General features: G+C 62.4%; 4 protein-coding genes and 1 pseudogene. 4 read left to right on the top strand and 1 reads right to left on the bottom strand.

Annotated features, from left to right (window positions below):
* Nucleotides 1-373, bottom strand: a 373-nt coding sequence (locus tag KBB36_RS20660) for a tetratricopeptide repeat protein (RefSeq protein ID WP_290985716.1), incomplete at its 3' end; no start/stop codon positions are given.
* Nucleotides 374-594: 221 nt separating this feature from the next.
* On the opposite strand from KBB36_RS20660, the gene KBB36_RS20655 reads away from it, so the two are divergent.
* The 4 genes and pseudogenes from KBB36_RS20655 to KBB36_RS20640 form a co-directional block, all read left to right on the top strand.
* Complete coding sequence (locus KBB36_RS20655) at nucleotides 595-2826, top strand: CHASE2 domain-containing protein (RefSeq protein ID WP_290985713.1); 2232 nt, start codon at nucleotides 595-597, stop codon at nucleotides 2824-2826.
* 174 nt (nucleotides 2827-3000) lie between these two features.
* Nucleotides 3001-4389: a siroheme synthase CysG gene (cysG, locus tag KBB36_RS20650; RefSeq protein ID WP_290985710.1), complete on the top strand. Its 1389-nt coding sequence runs from the start codon at nucleotides 3001-3003 to the stop codon at nucleotides 4387-4389.
* Nucleotides 4390-4400: 11 nt separating this feature from the next.
* Nucleotides 4401-4721 (top strand): DUF2849 domain-containing protein, encoded by a 321-nt coding sequence (locus KBB36_RS20645; protein ID WP_290985707.1) that lies wholly within the window; start codon nucleotides 4401-4403, stop codon nucleotides 4719-4721.
* 9 nt (nucleotides 4722-4730) lie between these two features.
* A pseudogene (locus tag KBB36_RS20640) lies at nucleotides 4731-5084 on the top strand (nitrite/sulfite reductase); the annotation flags it as partial.

Raw genomic sequence — 5084 nt, 5'->3', positions numbered from 1 at the left:
ACTGGCGCTTGTCGATTTCAGCCAGGAAGGTATCGACCTTGGCGCGCACTTCCGGCGGCGTGTCGGTGGCTTCCTTGACGCCGAGGAAATAACTGCGCGCGGTCTCGAACGAGCCGAGGCGGAAATACAGCGCCCCGAGTTCGACGCGGATACGCGGCAGGTTCGGGTTGACGAACAGCATGCGCTCCAGCGCCGATACTGCACCTTCCAGATCGCCGACGCGGATCGCAGCTTCGGCATAGGCGAAAGTCTTGTCCAGGTTGCCGGGGTCTTTGAGCATCGCCTTGAAGGCATCGTCATAGGCCGCATCCGGCGTGATATTCTGCGCCTGAGCCGCTTGCGGCAGCGCCAGCAAAAGGCCGGTGCTTAGCATCAGGGCGGGAAACATAGAGCGCAAAGTGGCGGCGCAACACCGCCACCGCATAGCCCGTTGCTTGATCTGCATCACGCTAAGCCTTCCCCCGACACTGAAACTATCGCCGCTTGCAACAGACCACAGAATAAGCAATTTTTCCCGCGTTGCGAAGCTGGAATTCCGGGCTTTTTACGGCTTGCCGGTTATACTAAGGCGCAGCAGGGGGACAGGAGTGCGCAATGCGAATTCTTAAGCAGACCGGTCTTGTTGTGCCGGCCCTGGTTTTGCTGCTGGCCTTGCTGCTGCGCGGCCTTGATCCCGCCGGCCTGCTGACCGATTTTCGCGTTATTGTATTTGATTACTATCAACGCATCGCGCCTAGAGAGTATCAGAAGGCGCCAGTGCGTATTATTGATATCGATGATGACAGTCTGGGCCGGATCGGCCTGCAATGGCCCTGGCCGCGTCCGGTGGTGGCTGAGATGGTGGCGCAACTGGCCAATGCCGGCGCGGCGGCCATTGTGTTTGACGTGGTGTTTGCCGAACCGGATCGCACCTCGCCGGCCCAGGTGGCGCAAATCTGGGAAAAACTCACCGGCGCCGGCGATATTGCCGGCCGGCTGGGCGACCTGCCCGATCATGATGCCTTGCTGGCCGATATTATCGGCCAAGCCAAGAATGTCGTGACCGGCTTTGTGCTGGTGGAAGACGATAACGGCCAGAAGCCGCGCACACGCGCCGGTTTTGCCGCTGCCGGCGACGATCCGAAGCTGTTCCTGCCGGGGTATTTCAAGGGCGCCATCGTCACGCTGCCGGCCTTTGAGCAGGCTGCCGCCGGCAATGGCTCATTCAATTTCCATCCCGGCCGCGACCTGGTGATCCGCTCGGTGCCGCTGCTGTTCCGGTTCAACAACCAGTTGCTGCCCAGCATTGCCGCCGAAGGTTTGCGGGTTGCCCAGGGCGCCCGCAGCTATGTGGTGAAATCCTCCGGCGCCAGCGGCGAAACCGCTTTTGGCGCCGCCAGCGGCATCAACAATATCAAGATCGGCGCCTATGAAGTGCCAACCACGGCGAGCGGTGAATTGCAGGTGCATTTCACCATGCCGGTGGCAGAGCGTTACCTGCCGGCCTGGAAGATTCTGGAAGGCGAGTTCGATCCGGCGCTGATCGAGGGCAATATTGTGCTGATCGGCACCTCGGCGGCGGGCCTGCGCGATATCCGACCCTCGCCGATCAACCCGGTGATGCCGGGTGTGGAAGCGCATGCCCAGGCTATCGAGCAGATTCTGCTCGGGCATTTCCTGCAACGGCCGGATTGGTCCGAGGGGCTGGAATGGGTGTTCACGATCCTGCTCGGCGGTGGCCTGATCCTGCTGCTGTTGCGCGGCGGTGCGCTACGTGCGGCTTTGTTTGGCGCCGGCGCCATTGCGCTGGCGATTGGCCTGTCCTGGTTTGGCTACCGGGCGCATCAATTGCTGGTCGATCCGGTTTCGCCCAGCCTGGCCGGTTTCATGGTGTATATGTCTGGCTCGCTGGCCGGGTATCTGCGCACTGAAGCCGAGAAGAAGCAGGTGCGTGGCGCCTTTGCACAATATCTGTCGCCGGCCTTGGTGGAGCAGCTGGCCGCCGATCCGGGGCGGTTGAAGCTGGGCGGCGAAACCCGCGAGATGACCTTCCTGTTCTGCGATATTCGCGGCTTCACAGCGGTTTCCGAGCAGTTCAAGGGCAATCCGCAGGGCCTGACCAAACTGATCAATCGTTTCCTGACGCCGATGACAAATGTGATCCTGGATCGCAAGGGCACCATCGACAAATACATGGGCGATTGCATCATGGCGTTCTGGAATGCGCCGCTGGACGATCCGCAGCATGCCGACAATGCCTGTGCCTCGGCCTTGCGCATGTTCGAGCGGCTGGAAGAGTTGAACGCCAAGCTGGAAAGCGAAGCCAAGGAACAGAATATTCCCTTTGTGCCGATCAATATCGGCATCGGCCTCAATACCGGCGAATGCGTGGTCGGCAATATGGGCTCAAAGCAGCGTTTCGATTATTCCGTGCTGGGTGACGCGGTGAATCTGGCCTCGCGGCTCGAAGGCCAGTCCAAAACCTATGGCGTGGATGTAGTGGTGGGCGAGGCGACCCGCACCGCGGCGCCAAGCTGGGCGATGATGGAACTCGACCTGATCGCGGTGAAGGGCAAGACCGAGGCGGTGCGTATCTTCGCCCTGCTCGGCAAGGCGGAACTGGCTGCCTCGGCCGAGTTCCAGCAAATCGCGGCGGCGCATGATGCCATGCTGGCAGCCTACAGGCGGCAGGATTGGGATGCGGTGGAAACCGCCCTGCCGGAATTGCGCCAGCGCCGCCCGGAACTGGACGAGCTTTACGATCTTTATGCCGAAAGAGTGAGCTTTTTCCGTGCCGAACCGCCGGGCGAAAGCTGGGATGGTGTATTCCGCGCCACGTCGAAGTAGCAATATCAATAGCTTGGGGTATTTAACACATAAATTAATGTTGAAAAATTTTATTAGTTATAAATATTTGTAAAACTAACTTGATTCTATCTCATCACTGTAAAATATTGCCTGGCATAGCCGCGCCGGCAATGGCTCGGCGTGTTTTTGCCCCAGCCGCCAGGATAACCCACGATGTCCTCCTTCCCGATTTCCCTGAACCTGCGCCAGCGGCCCGTGCTGGTGGTGGGCGGTGGCGAGGATGCGGCGCGCAAGATTCGCTTGCTGGTACAGAGCCAGGCTGCGGTTACAGTGCTGGCGCCGGCCCTCAATGCCGAACTGGCCGGCCTGGTCGCCGATGGCACGATCCGGCATCGCGCCGAAGCCTTCACGCCGCCGGCGCTGGATGGTTTTCGGCTGGTGATCGCTGCCGACAAGGCAGTGAATGAAGCCGTGGCCCAGGCGGCGCAGGCGCGTGATGTGCTGCTCAATGTGGTGGATCGCGCCGATTTGTCTGATTTCACCGTGCCGGCGATTGTGCGCCGCGGCCCGATCACCATCGGCATTGCCAGCGATGGCGCAGCGCCGATGCTGGCCAGCCGCATTCGTGCCCAGATCGAAGCCTTGCTGCCTAGCCGCCTGGGCGATCTGGCCGGTCTGGCTGGCGAATTCCGCGCCAGCGTAGCCCGTATGCTGCCCGATGGCGAAAGTCGCCGCCATTTCTGGCGCCGTATCTTTGATGGTCCCGCAGCGACCCAGGTGCTGGAAGGCCGCCTGACTGCGGCACGCGAGACCATGCTGCGCGAATTGAACCGCAGCCAGGAAACCGCCAGCGGCATTGTGCATATCGTCGGCGCCGGGCCGGGCGATCCGGATTTGCTCACCATCGCTGCGCAGCGTGCGCTTGGCGCTGCCGATGTGATTTTTTACGACGAGCTGGTGGCCCCGGCTGTGCTGGACCGCGCCCGCCGCGATGCCGAACGGGTGCCGGTGGGCAAGCGCAAGGGCAGCCATCGCATCGATCAGGCCGGCATCAACGATCTGCTGGTGCAGGCTGCCCGGGCTGGCCGCCGTGTGGTGCGGCTCAAGGCCGGCGATCCCTATATCTTCGGCCGTGGCGGCGAGGAGGTGGATCACCTTGCGGCGCATGATATTGAAGTGGTGGTGGTGCCGGGCATCACCGCTGCTTTGGGCTGCGCCGCCGCCGCCGGCATCCCGCTGACACATCGTGACTTGAGCAGCGCGCTTACCCTGGTGACGGGCCATGCAAAAGGCGGTGCTGCTGCGCTGGATTGGGCCGCACGGCTCAAGGCCGGCGAAACCCTGGTGGTCTATATGGGCCTGAGCCAGGCCGGCGCGATCCGTGCAGCGCTGCTGGGCCATGGTGTGGCGCCCGACCTGCCGGTGGCGCTGATCGAGAATGGCAGCCGGCCGGATCAGGTGGTGAGCCAGGGTGCCGTGAACGACCTGCCGCGCCTGGCTGCCCGCCATGGCGATGGCCCCACCTTGCTGGTGCTCGGCGCTGTGGCCGCCCGCGCCCGTGTCACCGCCCCGGCTGTTATTTCCATTCGCAAGATTGCCTGAAAGAAGCCCCGATGGCCAAAGCCCCCAAGCTCAAGCACAACCCGCAGATTGTCACCGCCAATCATCTGGCGCGCGGCGATGCGGTTTACCTGACCCGGGATTTCACCTGGAGCCGCAGCATCGCCCAGGCCGTGGTGGCGCCGGACGAGGGCGCCGCCGCCGATCTGCTGGCCGAGGCCAATCTCCAGGCGGCGCGTAACATCGTGGTGGCGCCTTATCTGGTGCCGGTGCTGCCCGGCAGCCAGCCGCCAGTACCTGTGCAGTTCCGCGAGCGTATCCGCGCCAGCGGGCCAACCACCGAAGCGGCATCGCTGGCCGAAGCGGCAGCGTGAGGAAAAGCCATGTATCAGTATGACAGCCTGGATCAGCAATTGATCGATGAACGCCTGGCGCAATTCAGCGGCCAGGTGGCGCGGCGGCTCAAGGGTGAATTGAGCGAGGATGAGTTCAAGCCGCTGCGTTTGCAGAACGGCCTCTATCTGCAACTGCATGCCTATATGCTGCGCGTGGCGATTCCCTATGGCACGCTGGCCGCCTATCAGTTGCGTGGCCTGGCGCGGGTTGCCAGCCGCTATGATCGCGGCTGGGGCCATTTCACCACGCGGCAGAATATCCAGTTCAACTGGATCAAGCTGGAAGATGCGCCGGCTGCTCTGGCATTGCTGGCCGAAGTGCAGATGCATGCCATCCAGACT

It is taken from the genome of Ferrovibrio sp. (assembly GCF_017994015.1).
Lineage (GTDB): Bacteria > Pseudomonadota > Alphaproteobacteria > Ferrovibrionales > Ferrovibrionaceae > Ferrovibrio.
Note: the sequence above shows the minus strand (reverse complement) of the source record. Positions and strands in the feature narration are given on the sequence as shown.

What these genes read in the sequence shown, in the direction of transcription:
- KBB36_RS20655 (WP_290985713.1), top strand. Translation starts at nt 595, where the DNA reads ATGCGAATTCTTAAGCAGACCGGTCTTGTTGTGCCGGCCCTGGTTTTG.
- cysG (WP_290985710.1), top strand. Translation starts at nt 3,001, where the DNA reads ATGTCCTCCTTCCCGATTTCCCTGAACCTGCGCCAGCGGCCCGTGCTG.
- KBB36_RS20645 (WP_290985707.1), top strand. Translation starts at nt 4,401, where the DNA reads ATGGCCAAAGCCCCCAAGCTCAAGCACAACCCGCAGATTGTCACCGCC.